Origin of the sequence: Bradyrhizobium sp. C-145, from assembly GCF_023375135.1 — a bacterium.
Lineage (GTDB): Bacteria > Pseudomonadota > Alphaproteobacteria > Rhizobiales > Xanthobacteraceae > Bradyrhizobium > Bradyrhizobium zhanjiangense.
The window spans coordinates 2,697,747-2,718,750 of record NZ_CP088150.1; the positions used below are offsets into that span (position 1 = coordinate 2,697,747).

Annotated in this window: 18 protein-coding genes and 1 pseudogene; 13 read left to right on the forward strand and 6 right to left on the reverse strand. The window is 64.7% G+C overall.

The genetic code is table 11. The annotated features are described in order from the left end of the window. The first annotated feature begins 7 nt into the window (after positions 1-7). Positions 8-1,081 (forward strand): tartrate dehydrogenase, encoded by a 1,074-nt coding sequence (locus LRP30_RS12445; RefSeq protein WP_249760494.1) that lies wholly within the window; start codon positions 8-10, stop codon positions 1,079-1,081. 267 nt (positions 1,082-1,348) lie between these two features. Here LRP30_RS12445 and LRP30_RS12450 read toward each other — a convergent pair whose 3' ends face one another. From LRP30_RS12450 to LRP30_RS12465, 4 genes are all read right to left on the reverse strand, one after another. After that, positions 1,349-2,422, reverse strand: coding sequence for a malate/lactate/ureidoglycolate dehydrogenase (locus tag LRP30_RS12450; protein WP_249760495.1), 1,074 nt, complete (start codon positions 2,420-2,422; stop codon positions 1,349-1,351). Positions 2,423-2,547: 125 nt separating this feature from the next. Beyond that, the gene (locus tag LRP30_RS12455) at positions 2,548-3,459 is read right to left on the reverse strand and encodes an NAD(P)-dependent oxidoreductase (RefSeq protein WP_249760496.1); all 912 of its coding nucleotides are present in this window, start codon (positions 3,457-3,459) and stop codon (positions 2,548-2,550) included. Positions 3,460-3,471: 12 nt separating this feature from the next. After that, positions 3,472-4,722 carry a Zn-dependent hydrolase gene (locus LRP30_RS12460; RefSeq protein WP_249760497.1) on the reverse strand — a complete coding sequence of 417 codons (1,251 nt, stop codon included), beginning with the start codon at positions 4,720-4,722 and terminating at the stop codon, positions 3,472-3,474. 32 nt (positions 4,723-4,754) lie between these two features. Next, entirely contained in the window at positions 4,755-5,672 is a 918-nt protein-coding gene (locus tag LRP30_RS12465) for a LysR family transcriptional regulator (protein WP_128935073.1), read from the reverse strand. Positions 5,673-5,792: 120 nt separating this feature from the next. Here LRP30_RS12465 and LRP30_RS12470 point away from each other — a divergent pair, with 120 nt between their 5' ends. The 6 genes from LRP30_RS12470 to LRP30_RS12495 all read left to right on the forward strand — a co-directional run bounded on the left by LRP30_RS12470 (position 5,793) and on the right by LRP30_RS12495 (position 11,449). Next, on the forward strand, positions 5,793-6,608 hold the full coding sequence (locus tag LRP30_RS12470; protein ID WP_249760498.1) for a putative hydro-lyase: 816 nt from the start codon (positions 5,793-5,795) through the stop codon (positions 6,606-6,608). An 89-nt stretch (positions 6,609-6,697) separates the two neighbouring features. Further along, positions 6,698-7,942: an ABC transporter substrate-binding protein gene (locus tag LRP30_RS12475; RefSeq protein ID WP_128935071.1), complete on the forward strand. Its 1,245-nt coding sequence runs from the start codon at positions 6,698-6,700 to the stop codon at positions 7,940-7,942. A 274-nt stretch (positions 7,943-8,216) separates the two neighbouring features. Further along, positions 8,217-9,050 carry a branched-chain amino acid ABC transporter permease gene (locus LRP30_RS12480; RefSeq protein ID WP_157329139.1) on the forward strand — a complete coding sequence of 278 codons (834 nt, stop codon included), beginning with the start codon at positions 8,217-8,219 and terminating at the stop codon, positions 9,048-9,050. Beyond that, positions 9,050-10,033: a branched-chain amino acid ABC transporter permease gene (locus LRP30_RS12485; protein ID WP_249760499.1), complete on the forward strand. Its 984-nt coding sequence runs from the start codon at positions 9,050-9,052 to the stop codon at positions 10,031-10,033. The genes LRP30_RS12480 and LRP30_RS12485 overlap by 1 nt, the downstream gene beginning before the upstream one ends. Next, on the forward strand, positions 10,030-10,761 hold the full coding sequence (locus LRP30_RS12490; RefSeq protein WP_249760500.1) for an ABC transporter ATP-binding protein: 732 nt from the start codon (positions 10,030-10,032) through the stop codon (positions 10,759-10,761). The genes LRP30_RS12485 and LRP30_RS12490 overlap by 4 nt, the downstream gene beginning before the upstream one ends. After that, the gene (locus LRP30_RS12495) at positions 10,745-11,449 is read left to right on the forward strand and encodes an ABC transporter ATP-binding protein (RefSeq protein WP_091895295.1); all 705 of its coding nucleotides are present in this window, start codon (positions 10,745-10,747) and stop codon (positions 11,447-11,449) included. Before LRP30_RS12490 ends, LRP30_RS12495 begins: the two co-directional genes overlap by 17 nt. Positions 11,450-11,465: 16 nt before the next feature. Here the strand turns inward: LRP30_RS12495 and LRP30_RS12500 are convergent, their stop codons facing one another. Together LRP30_RS12500 and LRP30_RS12505 are read right to left on the reverse strand one after the other, a co-directional pair. Beyond that, positions 11,466-11,867 carry a hypothetical protein gene (locus LRP30_RS12500; RefSeq protein ID WP_249760501.1) on the reverse strand — a complete coding sequence of 134 codons (402 nt, stop codon included), beginning with the start codon at positions 11,865-11,867 and terminating at the stop codon, positions 11,466-11,468. 242 nt (positions 11,868-12,109) lie between these two features. Next, positions 12,110-12,784 carry an aldolase gene (locus LRP30_RS12505; RefSeq protein ID WP_249760502.1) on the reverse strand — a complete coding sequence of 225 codons (675 nt, stop codon included), beginning with the start codon at positions 12,782-12,784 and terminating at the stop codon, positions 12,110-12,112. A 105-nt stretch (positions 12,785-12,889) separates the two neighbouring features. On the opposite strand from LRP30_RS12505, the gene ltnD reads away from it, so the two are divergent. The 6 genes and pseudogenes from ltnD (at position 12,890) to LRP30_RS12535 (ending at position 20,983) form a co-directional block, all read left to right on the forward strand. Further along, positions 12,890-13,807: an L-threonate dehydrogenase gene (gene ltnD, locus LRP30_RS12510; RefSeq protein WP_249760503.1), complete on the forward strand. Its 918-nt coding sequence runs from the start codon at positions 12,890-12,892 to the stop codon at positions 13,805-13,807. A 16-nt stretch (positions 13,808-13,823) separates the two neighbouring features. Beyond that, complete coding sequence (gene otnI / locus LRP30_RS12515; protein ID WP_249760504.1) at positions 13,824-14,606, forward strand: 2-oxo-tetronate isomerase; 783 nt, start codon at positions 13,824-13,826, stop codon at positions 14,604-14,606. Beyond that, on the forward strand, positions 14,603-15,880 hold the full coding sequence (otnK, locus tag LRP30_RS12520) for a 3-oxo-tetronate kinase (RefSeq protein ID WP_249760505.1): 1,278 nt from the start codon (positions 14,603-14,605) through the stop codon (positions 15,878-15,880). Before otnI ends, otnK begins: the two co-directional genes overlap by 4 nt. 79 nt (positions 15,881-15,959) lie before the next feature. Further along, positions 15,960-16,450: pseudogene (locus LRP30_RS12525) on the forward strand (hypothetical protein). A gap of 170 nt (positions 16,451-16,620) precedes the next feature. Next, positions 16,621-19,800, forward strand: a complete 3,180-nt coding sequence (locus LRP30_RS12530; RefSeq protein WP_249760506.1) for an efflux RND transporter permease subunit — start codon at positions 16,621-16,623, stop codon at positions 19,798-19,800. Next, positions 19,787-20,983, forward strand: coding sequence for an efflux RND transporter periplasmic adaptor subunit (locus LRP30_RS12535; protein WP_249760507.1), 1,197 nt, complete (start codon positions 19,787-19,789; stop codon positions 20,981-20,983). The genes LRP30_RS12530 and LRP30_RS12535 overlap by 14 nt, the downstream gene beginning before the upstream one ends. The last annotated feature ends 21 nt before the right edge of the window (positions 20,984-21,004 follow it).

Genomic DNA, 21,004 nt, shown 5'->3' on the forward strand with positions numbered 1-21,004 from the left:
GTTCTCCATGAGCAAGAAACAATACCGGATCGCGGTCATTCCCGGCGACGGCATCGGCAAGGAAGTGATGCCTGAGGGCCAGCGCGTTCTGGAGGCGGCGGCGAAGAAGCACGGGGTGTCCCTGCAATTCGACCATTTCGACTTCTCGTCCTGGGACTATTACGAGAAGCACGGCCAGATGATGCCGGATGACTGGAAGGAAAAGATCGGCAAGCACGATGCGATCTATTTCGGTGCGGTCGGTTGGCCGGCCAAGATTCCGGACCACGTCTCGCTGTGGGGCTCGTTGATCAAGTTTCGCCGCGAGTTCGACCAGTATGTGAACCTGCGCCCGGTGCGGCTGATGCCCGGCGTGCCGTCGCCGCTGGCGAACCGCAAGCCCGGCGACATCGATTTCTGGGTGGTGCGCGAGAACACGGAAGGCGAATATTCCTCCGTCGGCGGCCGCATGTTCCCGGACACCGACCGTGAGTTCGTGACGCAGCAGACGGTGATGACCCGCATCGGCGTCGACCGCATCCTGAAGTTCGCCTTCGAGCTTGCCCAGTCGCGGCCGAAGAAGCACTTGACGTCGGCGACGAAATCGAACGGCATCTCCATCACGATGCCCTATTGGGACGAACGCGTGGAGGCGATGGCCAAGAAGTTCCCGGGCGTGAAGTGGGACAAGTATCACATCGACATCCTGACCGCGAACTTCGTGCTGCATCCGGACTGGTTCGACGTCGTGGTCGGCTCCAATCTGTTCGGCGACATCCTCTCTGATCTCGGCCCGGCCTGCACCGGCACCATCGGCATCGCGCCGTCAGGCAACATCAATCCCGAGGGCGATTTCCCCTCGGTGTTCGAGCCGGTGCACGGCTCGGCGCCTGACATCGCGGGGCAGGGCATCGCCAACCCGATCGGCATGATCTGGTCGGGCGCGATGATGTTGGAACATCTCGGCGAGAAGGAAGCCGCCAAGTCGATCGTCGACGCGATCGAGCGCACGCTCGCCGAACGCACGCTCCGGACCAAGGACCTCGGCGGTAACGCCGACACGACGGCCTGCGGCAAGGCCGTCGCGGAGATGGTCGACTAGCTCGGTGCTTCACCCTCTCCTCTTGTGGGAGAGGGTGGCTTCGATGCGGAGCATCGAGGCCGGGTGAGGGGTCTCTATCCGCGGAGACAGGCCTCTCATTTGAAGGACACCTCGTGGAGCGAACCCCTCAACCGGCGCCATAGCCGATGCGAAGCATCGGCGTTTCCAAGAACGGCGGCCGAAGGCCGCCTATGTCACCTTCTCCCACAAGGGGAGAAGGGAGGGCAGCGCGGAAAATGACTCTTCCATTCCCGCGCAGCAGATTACTTACCCCACGATCTTCTCGATCGCGGCCCGATCCAGCCCGAACCGCTTCCCGGCATCCAGAATTTCCTGCCAGGTGTTCGGATCGACCGGGATGCCTTCGGCCAGCCGCTGCTTCCTGATCTCGCGTTCGGGCTCGCCGGCAATCTTCACCTTGTCGACGCCGGGGGCGGGTGGCGAGCCGGTGTGCCAGGCGACGAAGCTCTCGACTTCGCGAGCGAGGTTCTCGCCGGTGCCGAGCTTGTTGGGATCGATGATGATCGAGAGCATGCCGTTGAGGACGCGGCGCTTGCCGTCGGCCGGACCCTTGACAACCTCGCCACCCGAGAGCGCGCCACCCAGGATTTCGCACACCAGTGCGAGGCCGGAGCCCTTGTGCTCGCCGAACGGCAGGATGGCGCCGTGCGGCGCGATCACGGTGTAACGCGGGTTCGTCGTTGGTTTTCCCTCGTTGTCGATGATGGTGCCGGGCTCGAGCGCGACGCCCTTGTTGTGAGCGACGCGGGTCTTGCCCTGCGCGATCTTGCTGGTGGCGAAGTCGAGCACGATCGGCTCGTGGCCCGCGCGCGGGATGCCGACGCAGAAGGGGTTGGTGCCGTGGCGCGCATCGCTGCCGCCCCAGGGCGCCACGATCGGGCGCGAGATCACGTTGACGAAGTGGATCGAGACCAGCCCGTGGTCGATGCACTGCTCGGCCCAGTGGCCGATGCGGCCGATATGGTGCGAGTTGGAGAGGCCGACGACGCAGACGCCGTTGCGCTTGGCGCGCTCGGCGCCGAGCTCCATCGCCTCATGACCCATCACCTGGCCGTAGCCGGTCAGGCCGTCGAGGGTCAGCAGGGGGCCAGTGTCCATCACGATCTTGACGTGCTGGTTGATGGCGAGACCGCCCTCGGCGACCGCCTCGGCATAGCGCGGAATCATGCCGACGCCGTGCGAGTCGTGGCCTTTCAGATTCGCTTCGACGAGGTTGGTGGAGACCAGCTCGGCTTCGCGATCGGTGGATCCGCCGGCCTTGGCGATGGCATAGATGACACTGGTGAGCGGCTCTGCCTTGATGGTGCGATAGTCGGCCATTTGTTATTGCTCTTATCCTCTTACGATCCGGCGGGGGGGCGTAGGGCGGGTTAGGCGAAGCCGTAACCCACCTCTTCTGCCCCAGCGGAAATAGACAGCGGTGCGTTACGCTTCGCTAACCCACCCTACGAACTTACGATTCGGCGGCAGTGCTCCCACGCCGCTTCAATCAGGTTTTCGCTCGCCTCCGGCGTGCGGAAGGCGGAATGCGCCGACAATGTCACGTTCGGCAATTTTGTCAGCGGATGATCGCCGGGCAGCGGCTCGATGTTGAAGACGTCGAGACCGGCATGGCGGATGTGGCCCGACTTCAGCGCGTCGATCATCGCAGTCTCGTCGACGATCGCGGCGCGAGCGGTGTTGATGAGGATGACGCCGCGCTTCATCGCAAGGATCTTCTCGCGCGTGATCATGCCGCGCGTCTCATCGTTGAGCAGCAGATGCAGCGACACCACGTCGCTCCTTGTCAGCACGGTGTCGAGATCGGTGAATTCCACGCCAGGACAGCTCTTCGGCGAGCGGTTCCAGGCGATCACCTTCATGCCGCTGCCGGACGCAATGCGTGCAACTTCCGCGGCAATGCCGCCGAAGCCGATCAGTCCGAGCCTCTTGCCGGTGAGCTGCATGCCGTCCTCGCGCAGCCAGTTGCCGCCGCGCATCTCGCGATCCATCATCGCGATGACACGGGCGGAGGCCCACATCAGCGCGATCGCGGATTCCGCCACCGCCGTGTCGCCGTAGCCCTTGATCAGATGCACGGAGATGCCCAGTTCGGCCAGTTCCTCCGGATTCATGTAGCTGCGCGCGCCGGTGCCGAGGAACACGACGTGCTTCAGCCCGGCGCACTTCTTAGCGACGTCGGTCGGCAGCGCGGTGTGATCGACGATGGCGATCTCGGCGCCGTCGAGAATATCAGGGTACTGCTCGGGCTTGATGTCGGGATTCCGGTGGATCCGCACCTTGGGATCGCCCGGCTTCTCCAGCCGCTCCATGATCACGGCAAGCGTTTCATTGGCGTCGACGAAAACTCCGCGCATGGCTCTCTCCGATCAGGATGCGACGCCGGCGATCGCCAGCACGGTATGCATGAGAACGTTGGTGCCCGCGGCGCAGTCGGGCTGCGTCGCGTCCTCCAGCTCGTTGTGGCTGATGCCGTCCTTGCAGGGCACGAACACCATTGCCGCCGGCATGACGGTGTTGAGGTTGCAGGCATCGTGGCCAGCTCCGGAGGTGATGCGACGAGACGAGTAGCCCAGCGTCTTTGCCGCGTTCTCGACCGCCGCAATCAGCTTGGGATCGAAATGCGTCGGCGGCTTGCGCCAGACAAGGTCGATCTTCACCTCGACCTTGCGGCGCGCGGCGATCTCGGCAATCGCGGCGCGCAAATCGCGATCGAGCGCGTCCATGATGGCGCTATCCGCGCTGCGGCAATCCATGGTGAAGGCGATCTCGCCGGGAATGACGTTGCGTGACGGGTTTGCGATCACGGCCTCGCCGATGGTGCCGACCGCGTTCGGCCCGTGCTTCTTCGCGATCTCCTCCATCGCCAGCACGATCTCCGACAGTGTCGCCAGCGCATCACGCCGCAGCGGCATCGGGGTCGATCCCGCATGGCTCTCGAAGCCGCTGATCTTACCGTCGTACCACAGCACGCCCTGACCGGAATCGACCACGCCGATGGTCTTGCCTTCGGCCTCCAGGATCGGGCCCTGCTCGATGTGCAGCTCGACGAAGCAGCCGAGCTTCTGGAAACCGACCGGCTTGTCGCCGCGATAGCCGATGCCGTCGAGCGCCTGGCCGACGGTCGTGCCCTCGGCGTCCTTGCGCGACAAAATGTCGTCGGTGGTGAAGTCGCCAACATAGGCGGCAGAGGCCATCATCGCCGGCGCGAAGCGCGAGCCTTCCTCATTGGTCCAGTTGACGACGCAGATCGGCGCTTCGGTTTCGATGCCGGCATCGTTCAGCGTGCGGATCACTTCGAGTGCGCCGAGCGTTCCCAGAATGCCGTCATACTTGCCGCCGGTCGGCTGCGTGTCGAGATGCGAGCCGATCCCGACGGGCGGCTTCGACATGTCGCGGCCCTTGCGCAGGCCAAACATCGAGCCGAGCGCATCGACATGCACCTCCAGGCCCGCGTCTTCGCAGGCCTTGCGGAACCAGTCGCGGACCTGCTTGTCCTCGGAGCTCAGTGTCAGCCGCCGCACGCCGCCCTTGGCCGTCGCGCCGAATTGCGCGGTCTCGTGGATGGAGCCCCAGAGGCGGGCGGAATCGATCTGCAGGTTGGTGGCGGCTCGGCTCATGCGGTCGGTCTCTCAATTGTCCGGCGCCTTTTTCAATGACGCGCCAGCGTGGGCGCGTCAACCGTGAGGCTGCTCTGCGCAATTTGCCGTGCCAGCTCAGCGACGCGCTCGACTGCCACGACGTCGGGCGAGGCGAGCCAGCTCGCGGTGAAGGTCAGCGGCGCGATCGCGAGATCGGTGTCGAGCAGTTGCAGCCGCCCGTCGGCAAGCTCGTTCTCGACGATGGCGTCGGGGATCACGGCGATGCCGAGTCCTTCGACCGCCATGTGGATGACGGTGGCCAGCGAGGCGGAGGCGTGCAGCCGGATCGGCGGCAGCTCAGGCCGGTCGAACACCTCGCGCACGACCTCGTAAGGCTTGGTCTTGCGCGGGAAGGTGATGATCGGAAATCGCGCGAGCTCCGCCGGCGTCACCGGACCCTGGCCGAGGCCGAGCGAGGGGCTTGCGAGGAAACCGATCGGATAATCGGCGAGCACGCGATTGTGCACGCCGGAAGCGGACAGCGGTCCCACCACAAACGCAAGCTCGATCTCCTGCGCGAGCAGGCGCGCGGTGAGGTTCGGCGTGATGTCAACCTCGATCTCCAGCGACAGGTTCGGATAGACCTCGTTCACGCTCTTCACCAGGCGCGGCAGCCAGGTGTGCACGATGGTCTCGGCGACGCCGAGGCGCATGACGCCGCGCATCGCCGAGCGGTCGCCGATCTCCGCCATCATCGCGGCACGCAGGCCGATCAGCTTCTCCGCATAGACCATCATCTGCCGGCCGCTCGGCGTCGGCGAAGCGACGCGATGATCGCGATTGAGGAGCTTGACGCCCATCTCGCGCTCGAGCTGGGCGATGCGCTGGGAGATCGCCGGCTGGGTGGTGTTGAGCCGTTGTGCAGCGCCCCGAAAGCTGCCGAGCTTCACAACCCAGAGGAATGTCTCGATCGACCTGAAGTCCAGCATTGGAAGGATTTTCCCAGTCGATAAATCAGATTTATCGAGATTGATTAGAAACGACGATTAGACTTTATAGCACGCTTGGTGTTGGCTTGTCTTTGTCGAGTTTATAGGCAGGTCGATCCCATGACTGTTTTGGTGGCAGCGCAGCAAACTGAAACGCCCGACATGCTCCCGAGCCGCAAGGCCCGGCTTGCCTATCGCGAAGGGCTGGTCGCCTCCACCGCTGGTGTCGCCCCCGGCTTCGTTCAGGGCAATCTGGCGATCCTGCCGGCGGAATATGCCAGCGCCTTTCACCGCTTCTGCCAGCTCAATCCCAAGCCGTGCCCGATCATCGGCATGTCCGACGTCGGCAGCCCTTACATCCCTTCGCTCGGCGCCGATCTCGACATCCGCACCGACGTTCCGCGCTATCGCGTCTGGCGCGACGGCGAGGTCGTGGACGAACCGACCGACGTGACGTCGTATTGGCGCGACGATCTCGTCACCTTTGTGCTCGGCTGCTCCTTCTCGTTCGAAGAGGCCCTGCTCGACGAGGGCATGCCGATCCGCCACATCGAGAAGAACGTGCGCGTGCCGATGTACCGCACCAACGTCGCCTGCGGCGGGGCCGGACCGTTTGCCGGCCCGATGGTGGTGTCGATGCGTCCGTTCAAGCCGGCGGATGCGATCCGCGCGGTGCAGATCACCTCGCGCTATCCCGCCGTGCACGGCGCGCCAGTACATCTCGGCCATCCGCATCTGATCGGCATCAAGGACATTGCCAAGCCCGACTACGGCGATCCCGTGCCGGTTGCCGATGACGAGATCCCGGTGTTCTGGGCCTGTGGCGTCACTCCGCAATCCGTCATCAACGCCGCGAAGCTACCGTTCGCGATCACGCATTCGCCCGGCCTGATGCTGGTGACGGATCTCAAGAACAGGACCATGGCCGTGATTTAGCAGGCAGCGTTTGCTGCTTGTTCGGGCTTTACCGCAGCCATCAATCACTTCATTCGATCAGCCGAAATTCAGTAACAGGGGACTTTGCCATGACGATCTCTCGCCGCGACGTGTTGTTGGGAGCTACCGCTACAGCCGCGCTGGTGCCGCTGGCCGCGCGCGCACAGACTTCGGAAGTCGTGATCGGCGTGATCTATCCGTTCTCCGGCGGCAGCGCGCAGCAGGGCGTCGATGCCCAGAAGGCCTATGAGACCGCGCTCGAAGTCATCAACAAGGACACCGATTTCGACCTGCCGCTGGCGAAAGGTGAGGGCCTGCCGGGCCTCGGCGGCGCAAAAGTGCGCCTCGTGTTCGCCGACCATCAGGCCGATCCGCAGAAGGGCCGCGCCGAGGCCGAGCGCCTGATCACGCAGGAGAAGGTCGCCGCCATCATCGGCACCTATCAGAGCGCGGTCGCCGTCACCGTCAGCCAGATCTGCGAACGCTACCAGATCCCGTTCGTCTCCGCCGACAATTCCTCGCCGAGCCTGCATCGCCGCGGCCTGAAATACTATTTCCGCGCCGCGCCGCATGACGAGATGTACTCGGCCGCGATGTTCGACTTCTTCGATGCCATGAAGAAGAAGGGCACCAAGATCGAGACGCTATCGCTGTTCCACGAGGACACTATATTCGGCACCGATTCCGGCAACGCCCAGGCCAAGATCGCCGGCGAGCGCGGCTACAAGATCGTCACCGACATCAAGTATCGCGCCAACTCGCCGTCGCTCTCGGCCGAGGTGCAGCAGCTCAAGACCGCCAATGCCGACGTGCTGATGCCCTCGAGCTACACTACCGATGGCATCCTGCTGGTCAAGACCATGGCCGAGCTCGGTTACAAGCCGAACGCGATCGTGGCGCAGGACGCCGGCTTCTCGGAGAAGGCGCTCTATGATGCCGTCGGTGACAAGCTCGAAGGCGTGATCTCGCGCGGCACCTTCTCGCTCGACCTCGCGCAGAAGCGCCCGATGGTCGGCAAGATCAACGCGATGTTCAAGGCGCGGTCGGGCAAGGACTTCAACGACCTCACCTCGCGCCAGTTCATGGGCCTGATCATCCTCGCCGACGCCATCAGCCGCGCCAAGTCGACCGACGGCGAGAAGATCCGCGATGCGCTGGCGGCGACAGACATCCCCGGCGAGCAGACCATCATGCCCTGGAAGCGCGTCAAGTTCGACGAGGCGGGCCAGAACAACGATGCCGACCCGGTGCTGCTGCAATATGTCGGCGGCAAGTTCGTCACCATCTTCCCGCCGCAGGCCGCGATCGCCGAGGCGATCTGGCCGATGAAGTAAGCGGGACGCAGCGCCGGGGCAGGGAACCAAGCATTGTGAGAGCCGAGAAGATCGAGCCGCTAACCGCATTCTCCGTCATTGCGAGCGAAGCGAAGCAATCCAGGAATGAATCCGCGGAGACAATCTGGATTGCTTCGTCGCATCAGCACAAAATTGCTTCGCAATTTTGTCCCGAGCTCCTCGCAATGACGGAGCCCTACCGTGACGTTTTTCTGGTGGGGGCAAAGCAGTGACAGCCCAAGCCATTATCCAGAGTCTCGCGAGCGGCCTGCTCATGGGCCTGCTCTACGGACTGATCGCGGTCGGCCTCGCGCTGATCTTCGGCCTGATGGACGTCGTGAACTTCGCCCATGGCGAGTTCCTGATGATCGCGATGTATGCGAGCTTCTTTCTGTTCGCCTTCTTCGCCATCGATCCCTTGCTGTCGGCGCCATTGGTTGCGGCGGCGCTGTTCGTGTTCGGAGCGGTGGTCTACCTGCTCATTGTACGCTTCGCCATGCGAGCCAAGGCCAATGCCGGCATGGTGCAGATCTTCTCCACCTTTGGCCTTGCCATCGTGATGCGCGGCCTGGCGCAGTTCTTCTTCACGCCGGATTATCGCAGCATTCCGCAGTCATGGCTCGGCGGCAAAACTATTTCGGTCGCCGGCATCTTCCTGCCGGAGCCGCAGCTGATCGGCGCGCTGGTTTCGATTCTCGCCTTTGCCGGTCTCTACTTCTTCATCCATCGCACCGATTTCGGCCGTGCGCTGGAAGCGACGCGTGAGGATCCCGGCGCGGTGGCCCTCGTCGGCATCGACAAGAACCGCGTGTTCGCGCTCGGCTGGGGTCTTGGCGCCGCGCTGGTAGGCCTCGCCGGCGCGATCATGGCGGTGTTCTTTTACATCTATCCCGATGTCGGCGCGTCCTTTGCGCTGATCGCTTATGTCACGGTGGCGCTGGGCGGCTTCGGCAGCGTGTTCGGCGCCTTCGCTGGCGGCATCATCGTCGGCCTCGTGGAGGCCGTCACCGCCTTGGTGCTGCCGCCGTCGCTGAAGTCGGTCGGCATCTACGCCGTCTACCTGCTCGTCGTCTTCATCCGGCCGCGCGGCCTGTTCGGGTCGATGTGATGGACAAGAATTTTGCCGCGCGGCGCCGCCGCGACCTCATCATCGCCGCCGTGCTGGCCGGGCTCGCCGCGCTCGCGCCTCTGTTCATCAAGGATGTCTACGTCCAGAACATCCTGATCCTGACCTTGATGTATGCGGCACTGTCGCAGAGCTGGAACATTCTCTCCGGCTATTGCGGACAGATCTCGCTGGGCCACGCGCTCTATTTCGGCATCGGCGCCTACACCACCGAACTCTTGTTCACCAAGTTCGGCGTGCTACCCTGGTTCGGCATGCTCGGCGGCGGCGTGATTGCCGCCCTGATCGCGATGGGCCTCGGCTATCCCTTCTTTCGCCTGCGCGGCCATTACTTCGTGATCGCGACCATCGTCATCGCCGAAATCGGTCTGCTGCTGTTCCAGAACTGGGAGTGGGCGGGAGCCGCGATGGGCATCACCATTCCGATCCGCGGCGACAGCTGGCTGAAATTCCAGTTCCTGCGCACCAAGCTGCCATACTTCTATTTCGCGCTGGCGCTCTGCTGCCTCGCCTGGTTCGTCACCTGGTGGCTGGAAGACTCCAAATGGGGCTTTTGGTGGCGTGCGGTGAAGGACAATCCGGAGGCGGCCGAAAGCCTCGGCGTCGTCGTGTTCAACTCCAAGATGGGCGCGGCGGCCGTCTCCGCCTTCCTCGTCGCCATTGGTGGCGCCTTCTATGCGCAGTTTCTCGCCTATATCGATCCAGAGAGCGTGATGGGCTTCCAGTTCTCGCTGCTGATGGCGCTGCCGGCCGTGCTCGGCGGCATCGGCACCCTCTGGGGGCCGGTGTTAGGGGCCGCCATCCTGATCCCGATGACCGAGCTGACGCGCTCCTATATCGGCGGCTCTGGGCGCGGCGTCGACCTCATCGTCTACGGCGCCCTGATCGTGCTGATCTCGCTGGCGCTGCCACAGGGTCTGGTGAGCCTTTTCTCACGCGCAAAAGCTAAGGGGGCCACGCGATGACCGCGCTCCTTGAAACCCGTGCCGTCTGGCAGCGTTTTGGTGGCCTCGTCGCCAACAGCGATGTCTCGATCTCGGTCGGCCGCGGCGAGATCGTCGGCCTGATCGGCCCGAACGGCGCCGGCAAGTCGACGCTGTTCAACCTCATCGCCGGCGTGCTGCCGCCGACGCAAGGCTCGATCTGGTTCGACGGCGAGGACGTCACCCATATGCCGGCGGCCGAGCGCTGCCAGCGCGGCATCGGGCGCACCTTCCAGGTGGTCAAGAGCTTTGAGACCATGACGGTTGTCGACAACGTCATTGTCGGCGCTTTGGTTCGTAACACCGTGATGCGCGAGGCGCGCCGCAAGGCGCATGAGGTGCTGGAGTTCACCGGCCTTGCCGCGCGCGCCGACGTGCTCGCAAGCGACCTGGTGCCGGCCGAGAAGCGCCGCCTCGAAGTCGCCCGTGCGCTCGCGACCGAGCCAAAGCTGCTGCTGCTCGATGAGGTCCTCACCGGCCTGACGCCGACCGAAGCGCAGACCGGCGTGGCGCTGGTGCGTAAGGTGCGCGATGCCGGCATCACCGTGCTGATGGTCGAGCATGTCATGGAGATCGTGATGCCGCTGGTCGACCGCGCCATCGTGCTCGACCTCGGCAAGGTGCTGGTCGAGGGCAAGCCCACCGAGGTGGTCCGCGATCCCAAGGTGATCAGCGCATATCTGGGAGATCGTCATGCTGTCGGTGCGTGAAGTCACGACGGCCTATCAGGGCCTGGTCGCGATCTCCGCGGTCTCGATCGAGGTTCAGAAGGGCGAGATCGTCTGCGTCGCCGGCGCCAACGGCGCGGGCAAGTCGACGTTGCTCAAATCCATCGCCGGCGCCGAGCGCCCGCGTTCGGGCTCCGTGACGTTCGACGGCAAGCGACTTGACGGGATGGCGCAGCACCACATCACCGCCACCGGCATCGCCTATGTGCCGGAGAACCGCCGGCTGTTTCCGCGCCTGTCAGTGCGCGACAATCTCCGCCTCGGCAGCTATCTCTATCGCGGCGAGGCGAACCGTGAGGAGCCGCTCGATCTCGTCTTCAACCTGTTTCCGCGCTTGTCCGAACGCCTCGAGCAGCGCGCCGAGACGCTCTCCGGTGGCGAGCAGCAGATGCTCGCGATCGGCCGCGCGCTGATGACGCGCCCGCGGCTGTTGATGCTGGACGAGCCCTCGCAGGGCATCATGCCGAAGCTCGTCGACGAGATCTTTCAGGCGGTGAAGCGCATCCGCGACGCCGGCATGACCGTGCTGATCGTCGAGCAGCGCATGGCCGAGTGCCTCGAGATCGCCGACCGCGCCTACATCCTGCAGACCGGCCGCGTGCTGATGCAGGGCCCGTCCGCGGAGATCAAGGGCAATCCCGACGTCAGGAAGGCGTACCTCGGATTGTAGCCGCTCGCTACGATCCCTATCCTGATTGCTTCTTGTTCCGGTTCTTGCTTGCGCCGCGCAGCGTTGACGCGGGTGCCGAGGGTTGCCCGAAGCCATTCATCTGGATGCAGGAGAGAAGGTCGACATAGCTTTCGATGCCACCGGCGGAGGCCTCGGCATAGCATTGGGTGCGAATTTCCTCCGGCGTTGTCGTCCAGATGGACCCGAGCTGTTGCTGTGCGGTTTGTTCGTCGCTCATGCAGGCCTCGTAGGACTGCGGCTCGGTCAGCGACTTGTCGATCTCCTGAGTTGCCTTGCAATTGGCCTCGACCTTGAGATCGGGGACGCCGCCGCGCGCGGACGTCTGGGCGGCTGCGGAAAGTGGCAGGGCAATAAAGCAGGCGGCAGAGAGGAGGGCGCAGGATATTTTGAAATCCATGACAATTCTCCTAGCGATCGATGAAACAACTCCTTCAGTCAATTACAGGGGGATCATGTGCTGGCGATCCCGGTGATGCAAATCAATTCCGGTCCGCTGGTCCCGCATATCGCTCCGCCCATGCGGGCTACTGTCGTCACCACATCCTCCGTCATTGCGATCGCAGCGAAGCAATCCAGAGTCTTCCCGCGAAGGATTCTGGATTGCTTCGCTAAGCTCGCAATGACGGGGTTAGAGCCGGGCTAATGCCCATCCCCATGCTCCGGCAACGTCACCCCGAACACCTTCACCAGATCCGTCACCTGCTCCGGCGACAGGTAGCGCGGGTTCATCCCGCGCAGCAGCAGGTACAGCTTTGCCGTCTCCTCCAGCTCTTCCGTCGCGAACACCGCGGCTTCCAGCGTATCGCCGGCGACGACAGGGCCGTGGTTGGCGAGCAGCACGGATGAATATTTCCCTGCCAGTCCCTTGATCGCGTCCGCCACCGCGGGATCGCCGGGGCGGTAGTAGGGCACGAGCGCGGTGGCGCCGCATTTCATCAGGTAATAGGCCGTCATCGGCGGCAGCGCGGCGCGCGGGTCGACCTCGGGCAGCATCGAGAGCGCGACCGAATGGGTCGAGTGCAGGTGCACGATCGCGCGCGCGCTCCCGCGCGTGTCGTAGAGCGCGGTGTGGAGCGGAACTTCCTTGGTCGGCGCATCCCCCGAAACCAGCCGTCCCCTTCTATCCAGCCGCGACAGCCGCGCCGGATCGAGAAAGCCGAGCGAGGCGTTGGTCGGCGTCACCAGCCAGCCGCCATCGTCCAGCTTGACGCTGATATTGCCGGAGGAGCCCGGCGTCAGTCCGCGCTCGAACAGCGACCGCCCGAAGCGGCAGATATCCTCACGCAGCCGTGTCTCGTTGTTCATGGCCGTCATGCCTGCTTGTCTCACGCTTTGGCAGCGCGGCCAAGCCGTGTTATCGGTGCGCCGAGCCGCCGCAAAGGGCGGCCGTCCGGGAAACGTTTCGCAAGGGTTAGTTGCATGTCCGCCTCCACGCCACAAAATCAGCGTACCGCCGTGATCGGGCTCGGCTCGATGGGTTTTGGTATGGCGACCTCGCTGAAGCGCGCCGGCCATGCCGTGACCGGCTGCGACGTTTCGGCGGATGCCGTCGCGCGCTTCGTGAAGGATGGCGGCGCGGGGGCCAAGACGCCGGCCGAGGCGGCCAAGGGCGCCGATATCGTGGTCAGCGTTGTGGTCAACGCCGCCCAGACCGAAACCGTCCTGTTCGGCAAGGACGGCGCCGCCGAGACCATGCCGAAGGGCAGCGTCTTCATATCCTCGGCGACCATGGACCCGGATATCGCGCGGCGCCTTGCCAAGCAGTTGGAGGCCACCGGCCGGCATTATCTGGATGCGCCGATCTCCGGTGGGGCGCAGCGCGCCGCGCAAGGTGAGCTGACCATCCTCGCCTCCGGCAGCTCCGCCGCTTTTGCCAAGGCGCGTCCAGCGCTCGACGCCATGGCCGCAAAGCTCTATGAGCTCGGTGATGCCGCGGGGCAGGGGGCGGCCTTCAAGATGATCAATCAGCTCCTCGCCGGTGTCCACATTGCCGCGGCTTCCGAAGCGATGGCGTTCGCGGCCAAGCAGGGCCTCGACATCCGCAAGGTCTATGAGGTGATCACGGCCTCTGCCGGCAATTCCTGGATGTTCGAGAACCGGATGCCGCATGTGCTCGACGGCGACTACACGCCGCGTAGCGCGGTCGAGATCTTCGTGAAGGACCTCGGCATCATCCAGGACATGGCGCGCAGCGCCAGATTCCCGGTGCCGGTCTCTGCCGCCGCACTTCAGATGTTTCTGATGACATCAGCCGCCGGCATGGGCCGCGACGACGACGCGTCGGTGGCGCGGATGTATGCGCAGGTCACCGGCGTCAAGCTGCCCGGCGACAAGTAGAACTGAGAGGACTCCGATGCCCCGTTTTGCCGCCAACCTCTCGATGATGTTCACCGAGGTGCCGTTCCTCGACCGCTTCGATGCCGCCGCACAAGCCGGCTTCACCGCCGTCGAATTCCTTTTTCCCTACGAGCATCCGGCCGAGGCGGTCGGCGAGCGGCTCAAGCGCAACGGCCTGACGCAGGCGCTGTTCAATCTGCCGCCGGGCGACTGGAATGCCGGCGAGAAAGGTTTTGCGGCGCTCCCGGCGCGCTTCAATGATCTCAAGGCGAGCCTGGAGACGGCGCTGCCGTACGCCAAGGCGACCGGCGTCAAGCGCCTGCACCTGATGGCTGGTATCGCCAACCGCGGCGAGCGCGTCGCGATCGAGGCGTTCTACAAATCGGTGGCGTGGGCCGCGGAGTTCTTCGCGCCCCACGGCATCGATATCGTGCTCGAGCCGATCAATGCACGCAACGTGCCCGGCTATTTCCTCAATGATTTCGGCTTCGCCCGCGACCTGATCCAGGAATTGCGACTTCCGAACCTGAAGCTCCAGTTCGACATCTATCACTGCCAGATCATCCATGGCGACGTCACCATGCGGCTGCGCGAGATGATGCCGATCATCGGCCACATCCAGATCGCCAGCATCCCCTCGCGCAACGAGCCCGACGGCGAGGAGCTGAACTATCCGTTCCTGTTCGAAGAGCTCGACCGGCTCGGCTATGCCGGCTTCGTCGGCTGCGAATACAATCCGCGCGGCAAGACAACGGATGGGCTCGCCTGGTTCAAGCCTTACGCTGGAGTGAAGCCGTGACACTTGCGTTGGGCTGCATCGCCGACGATTACACCGGCGCCTCCGACCTCGCCAACACGCTGACCCGCGCCGGCCTGCGCACCGTGCAGACCATCGGCGTGCCTGCCGATGATCTGGCGTTGCCCGAGGTCGATGCCGTCGTTGTGTCATTGAAGAGCCGCTCGATCGAGGCGGGCCTTGCCGTGTCGCGCTCACGCGCGGCGGAGGCGTGGCTGCGCGGCCGCGGCGCCGGCCATGTCCTGTTCAAGATCTGCTCGACCTTCGATTCCACCGACGCCGGCAATATCGGCCCCGTCATGGACGCGCTCCGCGCCGATTGCGGCGAGGCGACCCTGCTGGTGACGCCGGCCTTTCCGGAGACGGGCCGCACCGTCTATCAGGGCAACCTCTTCGTCGGTGCAGTGCCGCTGAACGAGAGCCCGCTGAAGGACCATCCGCTCAACCCGATGCGGGATTCCAACCTGGTGCGCGTCTTGGCGCGCCAGAGCAAGACGCAGATCGGCCTCGTCGATCTCGCCGCCGTCACGCGCGGGGCAGATGCGGTGCGGGCGCGGCTGGCCGAGCTCGCGGGCAAGGGTATCGGTGCCGCGATCATCGACGCCGTGTTCGACCGCGACCTCGAGACCATCGGCCTCGTTGCCGCCGAGCATCGGCTGTCGGTCGGCGCCTCCGGCATCGGCCTTGGCCTGGCGCGGGCGCTGGTGTCGACCGGAAAGGTGCGGTCGAGCGCGGCGGGCAGCGACGCTGGTGCGGCGGTTGGCGGCCCGGCGGCCTGCCTTGCCGGGAGCTGCTCGCAGGCGACGCTTCAACAGATCGCCAATGCCGAGCGTGTCATGCCGGTGTTACATCTTGATCCCGAGCAGATCGTTGCAGGTACTGGCGAAGCGCAGCGCGCGCTGGCCTGGGCGCGGCCGCGCCTGGCGGATGGTCCTGTTCTGATCGCCTCGAGCGCGACACCGGAAGCCGTTGCCGCCGTTCAGGCGCGTCACGGCCGCGACGCGGCCGGGCATGCCATCGAGCAGGCCATGGCCGACATCGCCGAAGGCCTGGTGCAGGCCGGCGTCCGGCGCCTGATCGTTGCGGGCGGCGAGACGTCGGGCGCCGTGGTCGACCGGTTGAGGATTCCTGGGTTTCTCGTGGGCGTGGAAATAGCCGCGGGCGTCCCGGTGCTGCGTGCGGTCGGTGCGCAGGCAGGCGAGATGTTGCTCGCTCTGAAATCCGGCAATTTTGGCGGTCCGGAGTTTTTCTCCGACGCGCTTGGGCTCATGCGCTGAGCGCAGAGCATTCTTAGTCGCCCGTTCCAGCGTCCGCGTGATCGGCGACCTCCGTGCCGGAGTCATCACCTACCGCAACGTGATCCTCGAGCACATGCTGTCGGAGACGCTGGAGGAAAAGCTTGCGGCCGAGAAAACCCTGGCAACAGTGGTCGAGGCGAACACAAAATTCCGCAAGTCTTACGAGGGTATGATCACCTCGCCCGAAGAACGAGCTCTGTACAGCGAGTGGTCCAAAAAGTGGGAAGAATACAAGAAGGGCACCCAGGAGTCCGTCGCTGCGATCCGGGAAATCGGCGGCTCCATCGCGCGCTTGTCCGAGATCGCATCGGCGATCGCGGCGGCCGTCGAAGAGCAGGGCGCGGCGACCCAGGAGATCGCCCGCAACGTGCAGCAGGCGGCCGTGGGAACGCAGCTGGTGTCGGCCAATGTCGGCGACGTCCAGCGCGGCGCCTCCGAAACCGGCTCGCCTCGTCTCAGGTACTGTCGGCGGCGCAGATGCTGTCGCGCGATTCCAACCGCCTCAAGCTCGAGGTCGGCAGGTTCCTGGACTCGGTCCGCGCTGCGTGAAGCACGCGGCCGCATGGCTGCGATGTAGATTTCGCAGATGCGGTAGCAGGGAAGTGAATGCGCGAAGGCCGCCGGAGGTTAGCGTTTCCGGCGGTGCTCGGGTAAAGGGGGAAATGGGGATCGCCCGGGGGCGGATTCCACATCCTCGTTGACCTGGAATTGTCTGGCGCATGATTGCTCTGGTCCGTATTGCCCTGAGCCGGCCCTATACTTTCGTGGTGCTCGCGCTGCTGCTGCTGATCATCGGACCGCTCGCGGCGCTGCGCACCCCGACCGACATCTTCCCGGACATTCGCATTCCCGTGATCGGCGTGGTCTGGCAGTACACCGGCCTGCCGCCCGACCAGATGTCCGGCCGCATCACGACGCCGTTCCAGCGCGCGCTGACGACGACGGTCAACGACATCGAGCACATCACTGCCAATTCCTATAACGGCTTTGGCATCATCAAGATCTTCTTCCAGCCCAACGTCGATATCCGCACCGCGAACGCGCAGGTTACCGCGATCTCGCAGACGCTGCTCAAGCAGATGCCGCCGGGCGCGACGCCGCCCTTGATCCTGAACTACTCCGCCTCCACCGTGCCGATCATTCAGGTGGCGCTGTCGGGCGAGGGGCTTACCGAGCAGAACCTCGCCGATATCGGCATCAATCAGCTTCGCACGCCGCTGGTCACCGTGCCCGGCGCGGCGATCCCGTACCCGTTCGGCGGCAAGCAGCGCCAGGTCCAGATCGACCTCGATCCGACCGCGCTGCAGGCCCGCGGCCTCTCGGGCCAGGACGTCGCCAATGCGCTCGCCGCCCAGAACCTGATCACGCCGGTCGGCACCCAGAAGATCGGCCAGTTCGAATACAACATCCAGCTCAACAACTCGCCGCTCCGGATCGACGAACTCGGCAATCTGCCGATCAGGACCGTCAACGGCGCCATGGTCTATGTGCGCGACGTCGCAAGCGTGCGCGACGGCAACCCGCCGCAGACCAACATCGTCCACGTCGATGGCAACCGCTCGGTGCTGATGATGGTGCTGAAGGCGGGCGCGACTTCGACGCTCGACATCATCGCCGGCATCAAGCAGAAGGTGATCGACGTCAAGGATCAGCTGCCCGACGCGCTGAAGATCGGCTTCATCGGCGACCAGTCGGTGTTCGTCCGCGGCGCGATCCAGGGCGTCGCCTTCGAAGGCGTGATCGCGGCGCTGCTCACCAGTGTCATGATCCTCTTGTTCCTCGGCAGCTGGCGCTCGACCATCATCATCGCGGTCTCGATCCCGCTGTCGGTGCTGGGCGCCATCATCATGCTGTCGGCGATCGGCGAGACGCTCAACATCATGACGCTCGGCGGCCTCGCGCTCGCGGTCGGCATCCTCGTCGACGACGCCACCGTGACGATCGAGAACATCAATTACCATCTGGAGCAGGGCAAGCCGGTCGAGCAGTCGATCCTCGACGGCGCCAACCAGATCGTGACGCCGGCCTTCGTGTCGCTGCTCTGCATCTGCATCGTGTTCGTGCCGATGTTCTTCCTGACCGGCGTCGCGCGCTTCCTGTTCGTGCCGATGGCGGAAGCCGTGATGTTCGCGATGATTTGGTCGTTCATCCTGTCGCGCACGCTGGTGCCGACCATGGCGAACTACCTGCTGCAGGCGCATGTTCACCACGAGGGCGGGCCGCCGAAGTCGCGCAATCCCTTCGTCTGGCTCCAGCGCGGCTTCGAGGTGCGGTTCGAGCGCATTCGCGGTGGCTATCGTGGTTTGCTCGGGCTCGCGCTGGCGCACCGTGCAGTGTTCGTGATCGGCTTCCTCTTCGTCGTCGGCACGTCCTTCGCGCTGGTGCCGTTCCTCGGGCGCAACTTCTTTCCTGCGGTCGACGCCGGCAACATTTTGATGCACGTCCGCACCCAGGTCGGCACCCGGGTCGAGGAGACCGCCAACCAGCTTGCCGACGTGCAGAAGGCCGTCCGCAAGCTGATCCCGGGCGAGATCGAGACCATGACCGACAATATCGGCATGCCGATCTCTGGCATCAACATGACCTACAACAACACCGGCGTCATCGGCCCGCAGGACGGCGATATCCAGATCAAGCTGAAAGAAGGCCACAAGCCGACCGAAGAACATGTGCGCGTGCTGCGTGAGCAGCTGCCGCGATTGTTCCCCGGCGTCAGCTTCGCGTTCCTGCCCGCCGATATCGTCAGCCAGATCCTGAATTTCGGCGCGCCGGCACCGATCGACCTGCAGATCCGCGGCGCCAATCTCAGCGCCAACTTCGCTTACGCGAATAATCTGCTGGCAAAGGTCCGCAGGATTCCCGGTGTTGCCGATGCGCGCATCCAGCAGTCGCCGAACAATCCGACCTTCAACATCGATGTCGATCGCACCCGCGCGCAATATGTCGGCCTGACCGAGCGCGACGTCACCAACAGCCTCGTGGTCAATCTCGCCGGCTCCTCGCAGGTGGCGCCGACCTACTACCTCAACCCCGACAACGGCGTGTCCTACTCGATCGTGATGCAGACGCCGCAATACCAGATCGACTCGCTCAGCGCGCTGCAGACGCTGCCGATCACCGCCGCCGGCAATGCGCAGTCGCCGATCCTCGGCGGCATCGCCGACATCAAGCGCTCGACCTCGAGCGCCGTGGTCTCGCAATACGACATCCAGTCGATGGTGCAGATCTTCGCGACCACGTCGGGCCGCGATCTCGGCGCGGTCGCCGCCGATATCCGTCAGCTGATCGCCGACACCGCCAAGGAGGTGCCGAAGGGGTCCTCCGTGGTGCTGCTCGGTCAGGTGCAGACCATGAACAGCGCCTTTACTGGTCTCCTGTTCGGCCTGCTCGGCGCCGTCGTGCTGATCTATTTCCTGATCGTCGTGAACTTCCAGTCCTGGTCCGATCCCTTCGTGATCATCACGGCGCTGCCGGCGGCGCTCGCGGGCATCGTCTGGATGCTGTTCATGACGGAGACGACGCTGTCGGTGCCGGCGCTCACCGGCGCCATCATGTGCATGGGCGTTGCCACCGCCAACAGCGTGCTCGTGATCTCCTTCGCGCGCGAACGCTACGCGGAGCTCGGCGATCCCGTCGCCGCTGCGCTCGAAGCCGGCTTCGTCCGGTTTCGCCCGGTGCTGATGACCGCGCTCGCCATGATCATCGGCATGGCGCCGATGGCCCTGGGGCTCGGCGAGGGCGGCGAGCAGAATGCGCCGCTCGGCCGCGCCGTGATCGGCGGCCTGATCTTTGCAACCTTCGCAACGCTGATGTTTGTTCCTGTCGTGTTCAGCATGGTACACAAGAAACAAGGCGCCAAAGCCGCCGCCTCATTGGAGACCCCGCATGTCGTCCACTGAACCCCGCTCCCCGGTGTCGCGCCGGAAACTGGGCATCTTCGGCGTGGTGGCGCTGATCGCGGCTGGCCTCGTCGTGGGCACCGGCATCCGTGCCCGCGAGGAGCAGGGCTCCAAGCTAAAGGAATGGACCGATGATCAGGCCGTTCCCAGCGTTGCGGTGACCCAGCCCAACGCCAAGGTCCTCAACGCCACCATCGATCTGCCGGGCCGGCTGGAAGCCTATTACCGCGCCCCGATCTTCGCGCGCGTGTCGGGCTACCTGAAGAGCTGGAACGCCGACATCGGCGCCCGCGTCAAGGCAGGGCAGGTGATTGCCGAGATCGAGGCGCCAGACCTCGATCAGCAGCTCTTGCAGGCCCGCGCCGACCTCGCCAGCCAGCAGGCCAGCGCCAGGCTGTCCGAGGCAACGCTGAACCGGCGCAAGACGCTGGTCGCCTCGAACTTCGTTTCCGCGCAGGAGATCGACGAGCGCACCGCGGATCTCTCCAACAAGAACGCCGCCGTGCACTCGGGCCAGGCCAATGTGGAGCGCCTGGAAGCGCTGGCCGGCTACAAGAAGATCACCGCGCCGTTCGACGGCGTCGTCACCGCGCGCGACACCGACGTCGGCGCGCTGATCAATGCCGGCGGCGGGGCGGGCCCGGCGATGTTCGTGGTGTCCGACATCACCAAGCTGCGCGTCTACGTCAACGTGCCCCAGAACTATGTGCCGGCGATCAAGATCGGCGCCAAGGCCACCATCACCCTGCCGGAATATCCGAACAGAACGTTCCAGGCGACAGTGGAAGCCTCCTCCCAGGCCGTCGACGTCGCCTCCGGCACCACGCGCATGCAGCTCGGGCTCGACAATTCCTCAGGCGAGCTGATGCCCGGCGGCTATGCCAGCGTGAAGCTGAACCTCCAGCGCGATGCCGCGCCGCTCAGCATCCCCGCCAGCGCGCTGATCTTCAACGGCAGCGGCCTGCGCGTTGCGACTGTCGGTCCCGACGACAAGGTGCTGTTCAAGACCGTCACCATCGCCCGTGACCTCGGCCGCGAGATCGAGCTGGCCTCGGGGATCGCAGCGGATGATCGCGTCGTCACGGCACCGCCGGACGGCCTGTCGGATGGGGATGCGGTGCGCGTGGTTGGCGCCAAGGCCAAGCCGGCGACAGCTTCGGAGAAGCAGGCGCCGAGGAGCTGAGGCAGTATCGTAGGTGGGCAA

Bases quoted from the DNA above. Each gene is read 5' to 3' on its own strand.
- LRP30_RS12445 (WP_249760494.1), top strand. From the start codon at position 8: ATGAGCAAGAAACAATACCGGATCGCGGTCATTCCCGGCGACGGCATC.
- LRP30_RS12450 (WP_249760495.1), bottom strand. From the start codon at position 2,422: ATGGCCGACTATCGCACCATCAAGGCAGAGCCGCTCACCAGTGTCATC.
- LRP30_RS12455 (WP_249760496.1), bottom strand. From the start codon at position 3,459: ATGCGCGGAGTTTTCGTCGACGCCAATGAAACGCTTGCCGTGATCATG.
- LRP30_RS12460 (WP_249760497.1), bottom strand. From the start codon at position 4,722: ATGAGCCGAGCCGCCACCAACCTGCAGATCGATTCCGCCCGCCTCTGG.
- LRP30_RS12465 (WP_128935073.1), bottom strand. From the start codon at position 5,672: ATGCTGGACTTCAGGTCGATCGAGACATTCCTCTGGGTTGTGAAGCTC.
- LRP30_RS12470 (WP_249760498.1), top strand. From the start codon at position 5,793: ATGACTGTTTTGGTGGCAGCGCAGCAAACTGAAACGCCCGACATGCTC.
- LRP30_RS12475 (WP_128935071.1), top strand. From the start codon at position 6,698: ATGACGATCTCTCGCCGCGACGTGTTGTTGGGAGCTACCGCTACAGCC.
- LRP30_RS12480 (WP_157329139.1), top strand. From the start codon at position 8,217: ATGGGCCTGCTCTACGGACTGATCGCGGTCGGCCTCGCGCTGATCTTC.
- LRP30_RS12485 (WP_249760499.1), top strand. From the start codon at position 9,050: ATGGACAAGAATTTTGCCGCGCGGCGCCGCCGCGACCTCATCATCGCC.
- LRP30_RS12490 (WP_249760500.1), top strand. From the start codon at position 10,030: ATGACCGCGCTCCTTGAAACCCGTGCCGTCTGGCAGCGTTTTGGTGGC.
- LRP30_RS12495 (WP_091895295.1), top strand. From the start codon at position 10,745: ATGCTGTCGGTGCGTGAAGTCACGACGGCCTATCAGGGCCTGGTCGCG.
- LRP30_RS12500 (WP_249760501.1), bottom strand. From the start codon at position 11,867: ATGGATTTCAAAATATCCTGCGCCCTCCTCTCTGCCGCCTGCTTTATT.
- LRP30_RS12505 (WP_249760502.1), bottom strand. From the start codon at position 12,784: ATGACGGCCATGAACAACGAGACACGGCTGCGTGAGGATATCTGCCGC.
- ltnD (WP_249760503.1), top strand. From the start codon at position 12,890: ATGTCCGCCTCCACGCCACAAAATCAGCGTACCGCCGTGATCGGGCTC.
- otnI (WP_249760504.1), top strand. From the start codon at position 13,824: ATGCCCCGTTTTGCCGCCAACCTCTCGATGATGTTCACCGAGGTGCCG.
- LRP30_RS12530 (WP_249760506.1), top strand. From the start codon at position 16,621: ATGATTGCTCTGGTCCGTATTGCCCTGAGCCGGCCCTATACTTTCGTG.
- LRP30_RS12535 (WP_249760507.1), top strand. From the start codon at position 19,787: ATGTCGTCCACTGAACCCCGCTCCCCGGTGTCGCGCCGGAAACTGGGC.